This window comes from Streptococcus sanguinis, assembly GCA_013378335.1.
In the GTDB taxonomy this organism is placed as follows: domain Bacteria; phylum Bacillota; class Bacilli; order Lactobacillales; family Streptococcaceae; genus Streptococcus; species Streptococcus sanguinis_I.
Window position 1 is genome coordinate 1,355,782 of sequence record CP040556.1, and the last position, 15,269, is coordinate 1,371,050.

General features: G+C 41.9%; 15 protein-coding genes and 1 pseudogene. 5 read left to right on the forward strand and 11 right to left on the reverse strand.

Annotated elements, in window-relative coordinates:
• Window positions 1-17: 17 nt before the first annotated feature.
• Entirely contained in the window at window positions 18-2,180 is a 2,163-nt protein-coding gene (locus FFV08_07100; GenBank protein QLB52400.1) for an alpha-galactosidase, read from the reverse strand.
• Between the two features lie 60 nt (window positions 2,181-2,240).
• On the opposite strand from FFV08_07100, the gene FFV08_07105 reads away from it, so the two are divergent.
• The 3 genes from FFV08_07105 (at window position 2,241) to birA (ending at window position 5,149) form a co-directional block, all read left to right on the forward strand.
• On the forward strand, window positions 2,241-3,113 hold the full coding sequence (locus FFV08_07105) for an AraC family transcriptional regulator (GenBank protein QLB52401.1): 873 nt from the start codon (window positions 2,241-2,243) through the stop codon (window positions 3,111-3,113).
• 82 nt (window positions 3,114-3,195) lie between these two features.
• Entirely contained in the window at window positions 3,196-4,197 is a 1,002-nt protein-coding gene (locus FFV08_07110; GenBank protein QLB52402.1) for a LacI family DNA-binding transcriptional regulator, read from the forward strand.
• Window positions 4,198-4,213: 16 nt separating this feature from the next.
• Window positions 4,214-5,149, forward strand: a complete 936-nt coding sequence (gene birA, locus FFV08_07115) for a bifunctional biotin--[acetyl-CoA-carboxylase] ligase/biotin operon repressor BirA (GenBank protein QLB52403.1) — start codon at window positions 4,214-4,216, stop codon at window positions 5,147-5,149.
• 54 nt (window positions 5,150-5,203) lie between these two features.
• On the opposite strand, the gene FFV08_07120 is transcribed toward birA, so the two are convergent.
• The 8 genes from FFV08_07120 to FFV08_07155 form a co-directional block, all read right to left on the reverse strand.
• Entirely contained in the window at window positions 5,204-5,395 is a 192-nt protein-coding gene (locus tag FFV08_07120; protein ID QLB52404.1) for a DUF3272 family protein, read from the reverse strand.
• A 38-nt stretch (window positions 5,396-5,433) separates the two neighbouring features.
• Window positions 5,434-7,104 (reverse strand): DNA polymerase III subunit gamma/tau, encoded by a 1,671-nt coding sequence (gene dnaX / locus FFV08_07125; protein QLB52405.1) that lies wholly within the window; start codon window positions 7,102-7,104, stop codon window positions 5,434-5,436.
• On the reverse strand, window positions 7,104-7,601 hold the full coding sequence (locus tag FFV08_07130; protein QLB52406.1) for a GAF domain-containing protein: 498 nt from the start codon (window positions 7,599-7,601) through the stop codon (window positions 7,104-7,106). Before FFV08_07130 ends, dnaX begins: the two co-directional genes overlap by 1 nt.
• Window positions 7,602-7,740: 139 nt before the next feature.
• Window positions 7,741-8,841, reverse strand: a complete 1,101-nt coding sequence (locus tag FFV08_07135) for an alpha/beta hydrolase (GenBank protein QLB52407.1) — start codon at window positions 8,839-8,841, stop codon at window positions 7,741-7,743.
• A gap of 10 nt (window positions 8,842-8,851) precedes the next feature.
• Window positions 8,852-9,262: a helix-turn-helix domain-containing protein gene (locus tag FFV08_07140; GenBank protein QLB52408.1), complete on the reverse strand. Its 411-nt coding sequence runs from the start codon at window positions 9,260-9,262 to the stop codon at window positions 8,852-8,854.
• Window positions 9,263-9,376: 114 nt separating this feature from the next.
• Window positions 9,377-9,997: a peptidase S51 gene (locus tag FFV08_07145; protein ID QLB52409.1), complete on the reverse strand. Its 621-nt coding sequence runs from the start codon at window positions 9,995-9,997 to the stop codon at window positions 9,377-9,379.
• A gap of 11 nt (window positions 9,998-10,008) precedes the next feature.
• A complete protein-coding gene (locus FFV08_07150; protein QLB52410.1) occupies window positions 10,009-10,632 on the reverse strand; it encodes a methyltransferase domain-containing protein in 624 nt (207 codons plus the stop codon).
• Complete coding sequence (locus FFV08_07155) at window positions 10,629-11,210, reverse strand: GrpB family protein (GenBank protein QLB52411.1); 582 nt, start codon at window positions 11,208-11,210, stop codon at window positions 10,629-10,631. Before FFV08_07155 ends, FFV08_07150 begins: the two co-directional genes overlap by 4 nt.
• Before the next feature lie 193 nt (window positions 11,211-11,403).
• Here FFV08_07155 and FFV08_07160 point away from each other — a divergent pair, with 193 nt between their 5' ends.
• Entirely contained in the window at window positions 11,404-12,165 is a 762-nt protein-coding gene (locus tag FFV08_07160) for a DNA/RNA non-specific endonuclease (protein QLB52412.1), read from the forward strand.
• Between the two features lie 145 nt (window positions 12,166-12,310).
• The gene (locus FFV08_07165) at window positions 12,311-13,705 is read left to right on the forward strand and encodes an IS1182 family transposase (protein QLB52413.1); all 1,395 of its coding nucleotides are present in this window, start codon (window positions 12,311-12,313) and stop codon (window positions 13,703-13,705) included.
• A gap of 100 nt (window positions 13,706-13,805) precedes the next feature.
• Here FFV08_07165 and FFV08_07170 read toward each other — a convergent pair.
• Window positions 13,806-14,542, reverse strand: a pseudogene (locus tag FFV08_07170) (DUF3307 domain-containing protein).
• Window positions 14,539-15,204 (reverse strand): DNA-binding protein, encoded by a 666-nt coding sequence (locus FFV08_07175; protein QLB52414.1) that lies wholly within the window; start codon window positions 15,202-15,204, stop codon window positions 14,539-14,541. Before FFV08_07175 ends, FFV08_07170 begins: the two are co-directional and overlap by 4 nt.
• Window positions 15,205-15,269 lie beyond the last annotated feature (65 nt).

Here is a 15,269-nt window from a genome sequence, read left to right on the forward strand (position 1 = left end):
ATAAATTTACACCTTTATTATAGTCTTCTAAAAATATATTGTCTACTCAAAAAATCTCCTTGGGATAAGGTAACAGTTAAACCTGCATACATGAGCTCTGTACCCGAGTAAACAATGTTTGTTCCTTCCAACTTATAAAGCCCTTCCTCCTCTAAGTCTTTTAGTTTCAAGGTGGTTTCCATTGTTTCCACAACTGATAGGACTCGGACGTAAGTTACTATCGTTTGATTTTCATAGTTAAATTGTACAGCTGCTTCATTGGATGTAGTATCGGGATTGATTAACCTATACTGACGTCCTAACTGGACTACTGGCCGTAATTCTTTATACAAGTTCACCTGAGTTCTAATTTCTTCTTTTTCTTTCTCAGTCAGACTTGTCAAATCAAGCTCATACCCCAGATTTCCCATCATAGCCACATGACCACGAGTTGCCAGCGGAGTAATTCGTCCCATCTGATGATTAGGCACTGCCGACACATGGGCACCCATTGAAATAGTCGGATAAAGATAAGAAGACCCATATTGGATTGGCAAACGAGCTATGGCATCGGTGTTGTCACTAGCCCAGACTTGAGGGAAATACCGCATCATACCAAGATCATTTCGTCCACCACCACCTGAGCAGGACTCAAAGAGAATATTCTCATATTTCTCTGTCAAATATTTTACAATTTCATAAAGCCCCAAGATATACTTATGCGACTGCATTTTGGTCGCCAGATAGTCAGTGCCATTCCCAAGATTGGTAATATTACGATTCATATCCCATTTTATGTAGTCAATATCGTGCTGACTAAACAGCTGATCCAGTGTTTCTTTGATATAGGCTACCACATCTGGATTAGCATAATCCAATACGAGTTGATTGCGAGAGTATGTATGATCCCTATCAGGTACTTGAATAGCCCAGTCTGGATGTGCCCGATAAAGCTGACTATCTACGGAAATCATTTCTGGCTCAACCCATAAACCAAATTGCAATCCTCTGCTATGAACTTCTGCTATGAGTTCTGTCAAACTGCCACCTAGCTTATCTTCATTGACAAACCAGTCGCCCAGAGCCCGATTGTCATCAAAACGGTTGCCAAACCAGCCATCATCGAGAACAAAGAGCTCAATACCAACTTTCTGTGCCTCATCTGCTAACTCTAGCAACTTCTCTTTTTTGAAATCAAAGTAAGTTGCTTCCCAGTTATTGATTAAAATTGGCCGCTCTCTCTTCGCAAAAGCTTTAGGAATGATATGCTCTTGAACAAAAGCTTGGCTCTCATGACTAAGACCAGTCAAACCCCGAGCCGAATAATTCAACAGAGCAACAGGACTATAGAAAGTCTGCCCCGCTTCCAGTTTCCAAGCAAAATTATCTTCATTGATACCGATACCTAGCCGAACTTCACTCAACTGATTTTGCTGAATCCAAGCTTCAAAGTTTCCGCTATAAAGGAGCTGAATTGCCCAAACTTGACCAGCCTCTTCCGTCGTTTCACTATCACAAAGGATAAGGCTTGGAGTCTGCGCGTGACCAGAAGCTCCTCGGTTGGAAGCTATTTTGAAAATTCCCTGTTCTAGCTTGTGACGACGAACTGTTTTTTCCCTAGCATAAGCTCCCTGTAAACTAATCACATCATAAGTCCCTGCCGGCAAATCTGCCATTAAGCTCAAGTTCTTATGTATGACTGCTGTCTCTCTACCGATATTTTCCAGCTTAGTAAAGGTTGCAATGGTATTGCTATCCTCAAAAGCTGTGTAATAGAGAGTGAGGCGTAAGTGAGCCACTGTATCCTCTAAAATAAAGGCCAGTGTTTCTGCATCTTCTGTACTGTGAGGGCTAGGCAGTCCTGGAACTTCCAAACTTCCCTTAATCAGCTGACTCTCAACAAACCGAAAATCTGTTACTTCATTATTAGCATGTTGGACTTGCAGAGAAGGTTGCCGGAAGTCTCCTAAACCATGCTGACCCAAAACCTGCCGCTGGGTATCTAAGCTAAAACTCCGCTCATTCGACCTCGGATTACCAGAAAAAGCATGATCTCGCTCAAATACTGTATTGGAAAAATGATAGGATTCAATTTTTCTGCCTAAGTGTTTAAGCAAAAGGTAGCCATCTCTTTCCTCAATGATAAGACTAGAATTTTTTGTATTGATGTAGAATAGATTCTTGTCTATTTTTATAGCCATTTCTGAACCTCCATATTTACTAATATTTTACCTTATGAAATCGCTTCCAAAAATAGAATTATGTTAGGGAAATATGGTAAAATGTTAGGTAGGAGGCAAAATATGCTTGTTTTTTCAGAATACCAAACAGGAACAATTGATCTCTCACTTAGCTTCTACGGTTATGAAGAGTGCACACCTAGCTACTCTTTTGGACCAGCTATTAGAGATACCTATGTTCTTCACTACATTACCAAAGGGAAAGGGCAATTTCATTACAAAGGAAAAATTGTCGATTTAAAAACTGGAGATCTCTTTCTGCTCAAGCCTAATGAACTTACCTTTTATCAAGCTGACAAAGAAGAACCTTGGTCCTACTACTGGCTGGGAATGACTGGCGGTAGGGTTTATGACTACTTCAATCACTCTCAGATTGCCGAAGACTGCTACCTACTTGCTAACCAGGAACGTAAAACAGATAGGATTGGGAAAATTGTTGAGAACTTAGTTTACTTCGCTGAGCAGACCAAATCTAACCAAGTAGCTCAACTCCACATTATGGGCCAACTTTATGAACTCCTCTTTCACTTGGGCAGCATTGCCTATAAGCCCCAAGCAAATACCCTATCTGCAAGCCAGCAACTCTATCTAGCCTGCAAACAGATAATTGACACTCAATATCCCAATCCTAACCTCAGCATTCAAGATATGGCAATTAAGTTGTCCGTTCATCGCAGCTATCTAACAACCATTTTCAAGGAGGAGCAACAAAGTTCACCTAAAGAATATCTGGAATATGTCCGAATGCATCGAGCTAAACAACTCCTTAAAAGTACCTGTGAGCCTATCCAGTTTATCGCCTATTCTGTCGGTTTCTCAGATCCCCTTTACTTTTCAAAGGCTTTTAAAAAATATTTTGGCTTTTCACCAAGCTCATTTCGAGAACAAAGTTAAGTTTTACTAAATATTTCTTTGTGATTTACTAATTTTTGAGTTATAATTTATGTAGACAGTAAATTAAAAAGGACCAAATCAAATGGCTACTATCAAAGATATCGCCCAGACTGCTGGTGTTTCTCCCGCAACTGTTTCGCGGGTTTTGAACTATGACAAGTCCATGTCTGTCAGCGATGAGACGCGTAAAAATATTTTCGATATCGCTGAACAGCTCAACTACAAAAAAAGCAACAGACAGAAAAAGACTTCATCTCAGACCCACCGCATTGCCATCGTAGAATGGTACACAGAGCTGGAAGAGCTGGATGATCTTTACTACTACTCCATCCGCTTAGGCATTGAAAAGAAAGCCCCGGAACTGGGCTATGATATCGTGCGGATTTTCAACAACGACTCACTAAGCCAGCTGAAGCAGATTGACGGCATTATTGCCATCGGAAAATTCAGCACCAAGCAAGTCAAGGAGCTGGAGCAATACAGTCCATCCCTGGTTTTCGTGGACAGCGATACGCTAGACAAAGGCCATAGCTGTGTGACAATGGACTTTGAGCATGCCGTTACCCATGTTCTTGACCATTTTCTTGAGCAGGGCATTCGAGAAATCGGTATGATTGCAGGACGCGAAGAGACTACAGACGGAACGACAAGTCTTGACGATCCACGCTTGGCTTGCTTCTGCCGTTACCTTAATGAAAAAGACCTCTATCATCCGGCCTATGTCAAGATAGGCAAGTTCTCCTCAGAGTCTGGTTACCAGCTGATGAAAGACATGGTTGACCAGCAAAAAGAGCGGATGCCCAAAGCATTCTTCATAGCCAGCGATGCTCTGGCAGTCGGTGCCCTACGTGCTCTTCAGGAAGCAGGAATAGCTGTTCCCCAAGATGTCCAGATTATTTCCTTTAATGATACATCCATTGCCAAATACGTCTATCCGCCTCTCAGTACTGTGACAGTGTTTACAGAGGAAATGGGCAAGCAAGCTCTGCAAATGCTGGACCAGATGATTAAAACTGACGAAAGCCCCATCCCTTACATGATCAAGCTCTCTACCAAGCTAACTCTCAGAGAAAGCAGCCTTTAAGCTAGAAAGACCGCCTATGAAAACCTACGAAAAAATCTTTGACATCCTCAGCCAGGCTGACGACTATGTCAACGGCGAAAAAATAGCCCAAGAATTGGGCGTTTCACGAACTTCTATTTGGAAGGCCATTCAAAAATTGGAGAAAGAAGGAATTCAAATCGAGTCAGTCAAGAACCGGGGCTATCGATTGACAGCCGGTGACTTACTGATTCCTGACTGGATCGAGGCACACTCACCTGTTCAGGTCTCCTTTAATCCTGACTGCCAGTCCACTCAAATGGATGCCAAGGCTGGCATGGAGGCTGGACGCCCAGCCAACACTCTCTATCTGGCCACTGCCCAATCTGCTGGCCGAGGCCGTTTTGGTCGTTCCTTCTTCTGCCCCAGCCAGGGCGGCTTTTACATGTCTCTCCACCTCAAGCCCAATCTCCCCTTCGACCAGCTCCCTTCCTATACTATCTTGACTGCGGGTGCCATCTATAAGGCAGTGAAAAATCTAACCCTCATGGAGATTGACATCAAGTGGGTCAATGACATTTACTATCGAAACAAGAAAATTTCCGGCATCTTGACCGAAGCGACAACCTCCATCGAGACAGGTCTCGTCACCGATGTCATCATCGGTGTTGGCTTTAATTTTTTCATTACAGACTTTCCAGCCGACATCAAAGAGAAAGCCGGCTCTCTCTTTGAAGAGAAACCAGCCATTAGTCGCAATGAGCTCATTGCCGAGATTTGGAAATGCTTCTACGAAAGTGACCCAGAAGAGCTCATCTACCTCTACAAGCAACAATCCTTGGTGCTGGGACGACAAGTGAGCTTCAGCCAAAAAGGTGCAGACTACCAAGGTTTGGCCAAAGACATCTCAGACAGTGGGCAACTCTTAGTCCAGCTGACAGATGATCAGGAAATCTGGCTCAACAGCGGCGAAGTCTCTCTAAGCAGTTGGTAATCAAAAAAATTCATTTCAAAAGGACTGATTCTTAATGACTCAGTCCTGTTTTCATTATTTCGGTCCTAAATGTTTATCGATTTCATCCACAATCCGCCCCATGACATAGGAAATCTGCAGATTACGCAGCACTAAAACAGCCCAGAAAGCAGCCATGAAATAGCGCCCCGCCATGATGGATTCATTGAAAAAATAGGTTTCTAAGGCCGTAAAAACAGCCATTACAATAAATTGTCGTCTATTCATAATTTTATTATAACACGAAAACCTAGAAAAATCTTTTTTTAGTCCTCTTGAATGGTAATTTTTTCTGCTAAAAAGTCAAATCCCTCTGGAATCAGGCTTTCCTCTTCCTTCTCTTCAACCTCTGCCTTACCATTGCGGCTGCGAGCTGAAAAATCCGCCCGAATCTTGGTCCACTCTTCTAAGGAAATAGCCAAAATCTCTGGTGAAAATCCTGCCGCATTACTGAGGATATTGCCAAACATGGTATTGAGATTGTCCCGCTTCATAGTCTGCTCAGCGTTAAAATTAGACTCAAAAGCTAAGATAGCGTGGCTTTCGTTGGCCGCTACCGGCTGCGAGCCTGCCAGCAAGGCCTTATCAGCTCCAGCCAGACTTTCAATAATCTCCCCCCAAGCATTCTGCAGCTTAGTCAGATTGCTGCGAGCCAGACTAGGATTGTCAACAGCCTCTTCTAGGATAGCATTGACCTTATTGCGGTCTGCTCGGTAGCCCTTAGATTTCTGTGGTCGAATATCCGAAGTTTTGACAGCTGCTGCAGGTTTTCCATTGCCATTAGCCAGCTGCTGCTTGAGGTTATCAATCTCTTGTCTCAATCCCTTGAGCTCTTCGGCTAGATTATCTGGAATCGCTGTCGCTGCAGGAAGACTGCTGGTCTCTGCCAGTCGAATGGTCATCATTTCAGTATAAATCTTAGGCTGCAGGCTGTTCTTGATGTCTGCCAAACTCTTGGTCGCCATATCAATCATGGCAAATAGGATATCCTGCGGTGTATTGAGGTTTTCCAGAAAGAGCTCACTAGCATGATGATTCTCCCCGCCAGTTTTGACAATGATTAGATCACGCAGATATTGCAGGAGGTCCGTCACAAAACGGGCCATGTTTTTACCGCTGTCAAAAATCAGATTGAGATTATCCAAGGCTGCTACTGCATCATGAGCAATCAAAGCAGCTACATAGGCATCCAAGGCTCCCAAACTGATAGAGCCAGTGATCTCTTCAGCTATGTCTGTAGTCAAACGATTTTCCTGGGTCAAGCTAAGAGCCTGATCGAGGATAGACAAGGCGTCCCGCATACCGCCCTCAGCTCGACGGGCAATAATCTGCACACCTTCCTGCTCAAAGTCAATGCCTTCCTGCTCCAAAATCCACTCGATATGACCAATAATGTCCTGCGTCTTGATAGACTTAAACTCAAAACGTTGGACGCGGGAAAGAATGGTCGCTGGAATCTTATGTAGCTCTGTCGTCGCTAGGATAAAGACCACATTTTCTGTTGGTTCTTCCAAGGTCTTGAGCAAGGCATTAAAAGCCCCAGTCGAGAGCATGTGCACCTCGTCAATGATATAGACCTTGTGCTTGGCTAGACTGGACGCATAGGTGGATTTGTCCCGAATATCACGAATCTCATCTACCCCATTATTGGAAGCCGCATCAATTTCGATGACGTCTTCAAGGCTTCCCTCAGTGATAGCCTGACAGATATAGCAGTCATTGCAAGGCTCACCGTCCTTTTGATTCGGACAGTTCATAGCCTTAGCAAAAATCTTGGCAACACTGGTTTTCCCTGTTCCACGCGGGCCAGAAAAAAGATAGGCATGGCTGATTTTCTCTTGCTCAACAGCCTGCCGCAAGGTGGTGGCTACTACCTGCTGCCCCACCAGCTGACCAAAGGTCTGACTGCGGTACTTTCGATATAAAGCTTGATACATTAGGCTTTTTCTCCAAACATTTCAAAATTCCAAGTTGTTTTTTCAAGCAAAATCTGGACAAATTTTTCCAGATATTCCTGGTCTACGTCATCATAATCACCCGTCAAGGCTGAGTCCAAATCCAGCACTCCAAGCAGTCGGCCGTCTTTTACCATGGGCACCACAATCTCACTCTTAGCTCGGCTATCGCAAGAGATATAGTTGGCATGCCGGGTCACATCATCCACGATAATCGTCTGCTCTTTCTCAGCAGATTCCCCACAGACACCCTTACCTAGCGCAATATGGACACAGGAAACACCACCCTGAAAAGGCCCCAAAATTAGCTCCTTCCCATCAAAAAGATAGAAACCCGCAAAAACAGAATTAGGAAGAGCTTGATTGAGCAGAGCGCTAGCATTGGAAAAATTGGCTAAAGCATTGGTCTCACCCTCCAACAAGGCTTCCAACTGAGCCAATAAAAGTTGATAATTTGAAATTTTTTCTTTTGTGTTCATAGAGTCTATTATATCAAAAAAACAGTCTGATGACTGTTTTTGAAATAAAAATAAGAAGCACAACTAAAATATACTTTAAACTTTTCGTCAAGTGAAAATCCCAATAGATCAAGTAAAAACATCTCTCACCTTTAAGATTCTATTTACACCTTTTTTGTAAATCATCAATCGCCCGAATAAAAATCTCAGGTTTTTCAACATGAATATCATGCCCACTCTTGATATTATCTATTAGATGATTGTTCAACAAAAGTTTGTCTACTCGCTTAGCATCTTTGTCATCCATAGCACTCAAGAGAATACCATTTTTATCATAGTAATTTTTCTGATTCAAAGGCCGAGCCACATGAAGCAATATAGATGGACATTGAACTTTTTTCAAGATTTCTTCCTGTTCAAATCCCTTGAACCAAGAAAAATCATAAAACGTTGTGCCAAAACGAAGATCGTAATCTCCTGTTCCATCCTGTAAATTAGCTGTTAAGTCATAGATGAGATTCACTTGTAATTCTGGCGGATAGTACCAAATTCTAGGAATCTTTCCTGGATGATTTTTCATATAGTTCAGAGCTGGTTTTTTGACAATTTTATTAAAATTTTCCTCACCAAAAAGTTTTTTTAAATAAGTATGTTCTAAAAAATAGGCAGTATAATTTTTTTTACCGCTTTTTAAGAAATCACACATATCTTTAAATCCTAACCAAGAAAAAGTAGAAAGTGCTCGACTAGGCTCTGTTGAAAAAAACGGTGCATCTTCTATCAATAGTCCTCTAACAGTATCAGGAGCTAGTGCAGCTACCAATGTTGCAAGAAGCCCTCCTGATGAATGTCCTGAAATGAACACAGGAGCTTTTATAATATTATGAATAAACCAAATGAAATCCTGACTATTTTCCAGTGCTGAATATTTAGCAGGATTTTTACTAGACCCACCATGTCCATAACAATCTACTGCATATACATGATATCGCTTAGACAATTCTCCAAAAACCTTGGCATAGTCCTCCCAAGATACTTGCTGGCCATGAATCAGGAGTAAAGGGGGACCATTTTTGGGACCTTCGCCATAATTTATAAGAGATCCATCTGGTAAAGTCACTTGCTTTTCTAGCATCCCAGCTTGTCGGATATATTCAAGATTAGCCTTATCATAGTGAAGATTGCGATAAGCAAACCACCCTGCACTTACCAATATAACAGCTATCAATATCAAAATAACTAACATCATTTTCCTTTTCATTCATTGCCTACTACTTTTCTGAAAAATACTTAGGAGTTTCTAGAAAAAAATTCGGATCTAATAACGCCAATCCTTGATTTTCATCTCCTAGCAAAAGAAGCTGATCTCCCGCTTTTATTTGAAAAATATTTCGTGCCCGAGGGGGTAAGTGGATTTCACCACGCTCACCCACCGTTACTGTTCCAAAAATATATTTCCCTTTGAAACTAGGAGTTGTCAATAAATTGCTTTCTAAATGTACTAGTTCATCCAAACTCACATCAAAAAAATCAGCTAATTGAGAGGAATAAATCACATCTGGAACGCTTTCTCCTGCTTCCCATTTTGCTATAGTCTGCCTTGATACACCTATTTCTTCGGCCAGTTTTTCCTGAGAAATATTCTCTCTTTTTCTTAAAATAGCAATATTTTTAGAAATCATTTTTTAATCTCCTTTTTATGATTACACTGTTAGTATAGCAAAAAAGCTGGTTGCTTCAACCAAGCTTTTCTTACTTTTTATAGACCTTTTGTTAAAATTCGTGGCAAAAATATTTTATTCCTCCTCCAAAACCTTCACTTCTTCACCTTCCACAAGCACAGCTTGGTGATTATTGAGGGAAAGCAGATTTAGCTGGGCGCTGTATGTATCCAGAGTTGCCTGAGCACTTTCGACAAAAGGTTCTTCGCCAACATGAGGCAGGATATAAAAATCTACCTCGTTTAGTGCCTCTGTATCAGACAGTTCCTTAGCAACTGCCTTATCGTCCATAATCTTATTATAGTCAATGTCCTTGGCTGTGATGATAGCACCAGCAGATTCGCCCACATAGACCATGCCGTCCGCAATCTGTTCTTTTATCAAAGGCAGAAGTTGCTTTTTCTTTAGTTCTTGCAGAAGATAAAAGGTATTGCCACCAGAGATATAGAGAAGCTTACTTTGGAAAATTTTGGCCTGAGCCGTTTCTCTATCACAAGCTGAAATATCCAAGACCTCTACTTGAAATCCCAAGTCCGCAAAGGACTGCAGGGCTTCGTCAATATAAGCCCTGTACTCTTCTACATTTCCAGCCGTCGGGATAAAAAGTACCTGATTGCCCAATTGCTTTTCAGACGCATATTGTCTGAACAAGTCCTTGACTCCCGCAAAATAAGAACATAAAAATAATTGTTTCATAGGATACCTCCTTATTTTTTCTTAATTTTATAAAGAATCCATTGGCCCTTTCTTTGACTATTAATGAGATGAAAGCCAAAATCTGTCAAATAGTTTTCAAGTTTTTCTTGCTTTCTAAAGTCTGGTAGGTAGTAAGCTAATTTGCTCCATTCACATGCCAGTATGATGATTCCATCTGGCTTAAGAATCCGCTTAAGTTCTAGGAAGGACTGAGTTAGATTTGGCCAATGAAAATGGGTCTGAAATGCTGTAATCAAATCAAATTCGCTAACGGAAAGATCCGTTTTCTCAACATTTTTCACCTCGAAAGATAGGCCAGGCTCAGCCAATTTTTCAGCTGCTCTGATAGCCGTAGAAGAAATATCAATCCCCAACACTTGGCTATTAGGAAAGTGCTTTTTCAAATATTTCGAGGAAGCTCCATTTCCAACTCCAACATCCAAAATAGCATTATATCGTTTCTTATAATCCAGCTGACTGACTGACCGACCAAACAACCATGGGCAGATAAACGCGATTCCATAATTCCATAATTTCATCATCCATAAGCCGACAAAACCTGATGGTTTCTTAGATTGGTAAATTAAGTAAAGAAAAGCAAGAATAATCAGAAAGCCAATCATTGGATAAATCATCTGTCTTCCCTCTCATATCTTCCGCCATAAAGCTTTTTAGCTTCCTCTGTATAGTTCTTGATAAAATCCGTTTTCGCCTCTGTATAGGCATCACGATTGTGCTCATATTGCTTCCACAAGGACAGCTTGAGCTTTTCATAGTTTTTGGCTACAGCAGGGTGTTCCTGCAAATAGTCTCTAAAGTACAGTTCATCATGATCTCCTTCATAGCGCAGATGCAGATGGAAAACCCGCTCCGCAAAACCACTCGGTGTGTAGCCTTTATTGAATGACATCCGCCCTTGGCTTTCTGACATGAGCAGATAACCATTTTTCAGCAGCAAGTCTTTCATTACCACCATATCTGTTTCTTTAGGAATTTCCATCAATATATCCACTATAGGCTTGGCCCAGATGGTCTCAAGGGACGTCGAACCGATATGACTAATCCGAACCAGCCAATTTGCAGGCCAAAAACTCAAAAGCCGAAGCCGTTCCGCCTCATACCAATCTTCCCACGCTGCCTGATGCTCTCTCAGAAAAATCGGAAAAAGCTGCCATAGCTCCTCGAGTGACATTTCCTCTGAAGATGGACTCATAAGCACCTCCTTAGGTAATTTATACAAGCGTTTTCTCTAGTTATGATTATAGGAAAAATACGCATCCGAGTCAATCCTCGCACTTATTGAACAGATATTTATTTTTGTAATATTTTTGAAAAGTTTTAGTTGTCAAACAATCTATTTTTTAGTAGAATGATGTCGGAGATATATTATTTAAAAGGAGTTCTTTATGAAAAAGTTTAGGTTTGGCACCTGGCTTGTCCTGTCAGCCGGCTCTTTGTTGTTACTTTCACAAGCTCTTCCTGCAGAAAATGTTGCTGCGAATCAGAAGAACCAGATTAAGGTCCAGCTGCTTAACCATAGCGATGAAACAGCTATCGGCACTCTGGAGTTGAACGGAGAGTATCAGCTAAAGCTAGGGAAAAAGGACAAATACGGTCGGGCTACTGCTGCTCATGTCCAAATGCAAGAGCAACACAAAGCCAAAAAGAAAAAGGAGACCAAAGTCACATACAATCCCATCGGTTGGCACAATTACAAATTTTACTACGGAAATGGAGATGATCGGGTTTGGCTCATGAATCGCGCTCACCTGATTGGCTTTACTTTCAGCGGCCTCAATAACGAAGGGAAAAACCTCGTTCCGATGACCGCTTGGCTCAACTCTGGTAGTTTCCAAGGACTGGATGACAATAACCCAGATAGCATGATCTATTATGAACATCGCTTGGAGCGCTGGTTAGAGGAAAATCCTGATTATTGGCTGGATTACAAGGTTACTCCGATTTATACGGACAATGAGCTTCTTCCTCGCAAGATTGAGCTCCAGTATGTCGGATTAGACTCAGAAGGCAATGTTGTCAGCATCCAGCTAGGGGGCAAGGAAACAATAGATGAAGACGGAATGTCTCATGTCCTCTTGGACAATGTTTCTCCAAATGCAGAGATTGACTACCAAACAGGCACTGCTGTCAATACCATGATTGAGTAGAGTTACAGATAAGAACATAAAAACAGACCATCCTTACTATGATGATCTCAGATTGAAGACAAAGTCCTAAGAACAGAAGTTTCTAAGGGCTTTTCTTTTTGTAAAGTCGTATAATAGAGGTAAGAACAGTTGTGAGGTGCTCCCTATGTTTCACAAAGAAAAATCTGATTATAATCGCTGCCAATATGGCTTCTATACGATAGACGAATTGGTCCCAGAAGATCACTTTCTTCGCCAATTGGAAGCGGAGGTTGATTTTGACTTTATCTATGACTTGGTTGAAGAAACCTATAGCCCAGATCAGGGTCGTCCCAGTCTAGATCCCGTCATGTTGGTCAAAATTCCTTTGATTCAATGTTTTTATGGCATTCGCTCCATGCGCCAAACCATTAAAGACATAGAAGTAAACGTAGCTTATCGTTGGTTTCTTGGACTAAGCTTGGATGACAAGGTGCCTCATTTTACCACATATGGAAAGAATTACAGCCGTCGTTTTCAAGATAAAGCACTGATTACTGAGATATTTTCACACGTACTCCATCAAGCTTTATGTGCTGGTTTGATTGATCCTTCTGAGATATTTGTGGATGGAACCCATATTAAAGCGGCAGCCAACAGCCACAAGTATCATAAGGAAATGGTTGCCCAACAAGCTACATTTATGAGTGAGCAATTGGAAGTTGAGATTGATTTAGATAGGAGAAAACACGAAAAAAAGCCCTTAAAGCCCGCAAAAGAAAGCGAGGCTAAGGAAAAGAAAATCTCAAGGACAGATCCTGAGAGTGGTTGGTTCCACAAGGGGGAACACAAGGAAGTCTTTGCCTATTCTGCCCAAGTAGCGTGTGATAAGCATGGTTGGGCCTTGGCTTATACGGTTGAAGCAGGAAATGTTCATGATAGTCAGGCTTTCCCTGCCCTTTTTGCCAAGATTGAGCCTTTTCATCCAACCTATCTCATCGCAGATGCAGGTTATAAAACCCCAAGTATTGCAAAATTTTTGTTAGACAGAGAGATTACCCCTGTCTTCCCTTATACCCGCCCCAAGGGTGTAAAAGGGAACTTAAGGCCCAATGATTTTGTTTATGATTCCTATTATGACTGTTACCTCTGTCCAGAGAACCAAGTGTTAACCTATCGCACGACGACCCGAGCAGGCTACCGTGAGTATAAGAGTGATTCAACAGTATGTGTCGCCTGTCCCCTATTATCTGTTTGTACCCAGAGCCAGAATCAGCAGAAAGTCATCACAAGACATGTATGGAAAGATGCGCTTGAATGTTGTGAAGAGATTCGACACCAAAGAGGGATGAAGGAGCTCTATAAGAAGCGCAAAGAAACCATTGAGCGGCTCTTTGGGACAGCTAAAGAATACCACAACCTCCGTTATACAAGAGAGAAAGGCAAGTCCAAGATGGAAGATAAGGTTGGGCTTACTTTGGCGTGTTTGAATCTCAAAAAACTAGTAAAAATGAGGGTGGGGAAGCCTTTTTATTTTGTTCAAATGACCATTATGCTATCAAAAGATGAAATCAAAAGATGAAATTTTAGCCTGACAAACAGAAAAAGACAAACACTATTTGGAATGTTTGTCTACGGTCTGAGACCATCCTTACTATGATGATCTGTTTTTTTATTTATTTTTACCAATAAAGACAGCCGTAAATCAGCAGGACTGAAATCATACTGAAAAGCGAGCCAATCAGGTAGTATTCAGCAAAGGACTGGCTTTCTGAAATCTTATTATAGCGGGCAATTGACTTAGCCGTAAAGACTAGCCCAATGGCAGTAAACTGCCCGAAAATAAGGGAAAGTCCCATAATCAAGCGCTCTAATATCCCAATCATGGCACCAGCCCCGCAATAGTCTCCCCACTGTCTTCCCCCGCCTGATACTTGCTGAAGAAGAGTTTAAAGAGGATATTAATTGGCTTACCAGTCAGGGAAAAGAAAAAGATAGCCTGCAGCATGAGGTAGCGCTCAGACAACCAATTAGGCGCTGGAATTTGCTGCTGTCCTAAGAGAAAATAAAGAGCAAAAATGCTAATCAGATGCAAGATCTGATCCAGTAAAAAGGCTGACTTTTGAGCATGATGGCGGACAATCGATGAATTCAACCTATTCTTCAAGAAGTCAATAAGCGCATGACTGAGCCAGACCAAGGCGAAATATAGCAGATAATTAGGTAAGATGAGCCCCAAGAGCAACAGGGGCAAGAGAACAATTCCCAAATGGAGAATTAAGAAATTCATCCGCCGGCTTTTTAGGTCTGCCATTTTCTGACTTTGAAGCTGAAAATCAGCTAGTACATGAGCCAGCAAAGTAAGTACAAGAATCGGATTCTGCATGAAAAATTCTGAAAATCCCATAAAATTTGTCATTCTTCAGCCTCCTTTGCTGCCTGTAGAATCATTCTCATAGCTAAACGGCGATTTCTCAGATAGATCTTCAGTCCAGACGACTTCAGCCGCTTACTAAGCGCACTTGGGCTAATCTGCAGCAGCTCTGCTATTTCCCCATGAGAAAAATTCTCGTCATAGATATATTCCATGAGCATCCGCTCCAGAACCTCTCTCTGACTGGTGTTCCACTTGCTCTGGATAAATGAAGTAGCTGCCAGCACCGTATTGACCGCCTGACTGAGCTCTTCCTCTCCCAAGGATACAGCTATACGGCTGCTGCCGTAGTCGTTCTTCTCGTGAATAGCCTCAATGGCTGCGCGTGCCCTCCAGTAGGCCGGACCGTCCGCACCAATACTCTGCTCCCGATTGATGTCTGTCACAATCTCCCCTAGGCCAAGCCCGAAGCGAATCGGGTGAGGAAAGCCCAAGGCAATCTGATCAAGGAGCTGCATGATTTCTGGATTAGGTCGCAGCAAAGCCTGAAACTCATCTCCAGTCGTTACCGTGAAAGGCGACACCAGATAATCCTGATAATCCTGATTTAGCACCGCCATCATGTCCTGAAGATCCTTTTGGGCCTGCTTGCGATTTTTTAGCTGTTTGGATTCAATTAAATCTCCAATAAGAGCAATATAAAGCATAACAATCCTCCTTTAAGTCTATTATAAAGGAAAATTTTAAAAATGTCTATTTAAACAGCAACTTT

Excerpts from the sequence above, each read along its gene's own strand:
- FFV08_07155 (QLB52411.1), bottom strand. The coding sequence starts at position 11,210 with ATGAGTCCATCTTCAGAGGAAATGTCACTCGAGGAGCTATGGCAGCTT.
- FFV08_07145 (QLB52409.1), bottom strand. The coding sequence starts at position 9,997 with ATGAAACAATTATTTTTATGTTCTTATTTTGCGGGAGTCAAGGACTTG.
- FFV08_07130 (QLB52406.1), bottom strand. The coding sequence starts at position 7,601 with ATGAACACAAAAGAAAAAATTTCAAATTATCAACTTTTATTGGCTCAG.
- FFV08_07100 (QLB52400.1), bottom strand. The coding sequence starts at position 2,180 with ATGGCTATAAAAATAGACAAGAATCTATTCTACATCAATACAAAAAAT.
- dnaX (QLB52405.1), bottom strand. The coding sequence starts at position 7,104 with ATGTATCAAGCTTTATATCGAAAGTACCGCAGTCAGACCTTTGGTCAG.
- FFV08_07165 (QLB52413.1), top strand. The coding sequence starts at position 12,311 with ATGTTTCACAAAGAAAAATCTGATTATAATCGCTGCCAATATGGCTTC.
- FFV08_07140 (QLB52408.1), bottom strand. The coding sequence starts at position 9,262 with ATGATTTCTAAAAATATTGCTATTTTAAGAAAAAGAGAGAATATTTCT.
- FFV08_07110 (QLB52402.1), top strand. The coding sequence starts at position 3,196 with ATGGCTACTATCAAAGATATCGCCCAGACTGCTGGTGTTTCTCCCGCA.
- FFV08_07150 (QLB52410.1), bottom strand. The coding sequence starts at position 10,632 with ATGATTTATCCAATGATTGGCTTTCTGATTATTCTTGCTTTTCTTTAC.
- FFV08_07120 (QLB52404.1), bottom strand. The coding sequence starts at position 5,395 with ATGAATAGACGACAATTTATTGTAATGGCTGTTTTTACGGCCTTAGAA.
- FFV08_07105 (QLB52401.1), top strand. The coding sequence starts at position 2,241 with ATGTTAGGGAAATATGGTAAAATGTTAGGTAGGAGGCAAAATATGCTT.
- FFV08_07135 (QLB52407.1), bottom strand. The coding sequence starts at position 8,841 with ATGAAAAGGAAAATGATGTTAGTTATTTTGATATTGATAGCTGTTATA.
- FFV08_07160 (QLB52412.1), top strand. The coding sequence starts at position 11,404 with ATGAAAAAGTTTAGGTTTGGCACCTGGCTTGTCCTGTCAGCCGGCTCT.
- birA (QLB52403.1), top strand. The coding sequence starts at position 4,214 with ATGAAAACCTACGAAAAAATCTTTGACATCCTCAGCCAGGCTGACGAC.
- FFV08_07175 (QLB52414.1), bottom strand. The coding sequence starts at position 15,204 with ATGCTTTATATTGCTCTTATTGGAGATTTAATTGAATCCAAACAGCTA.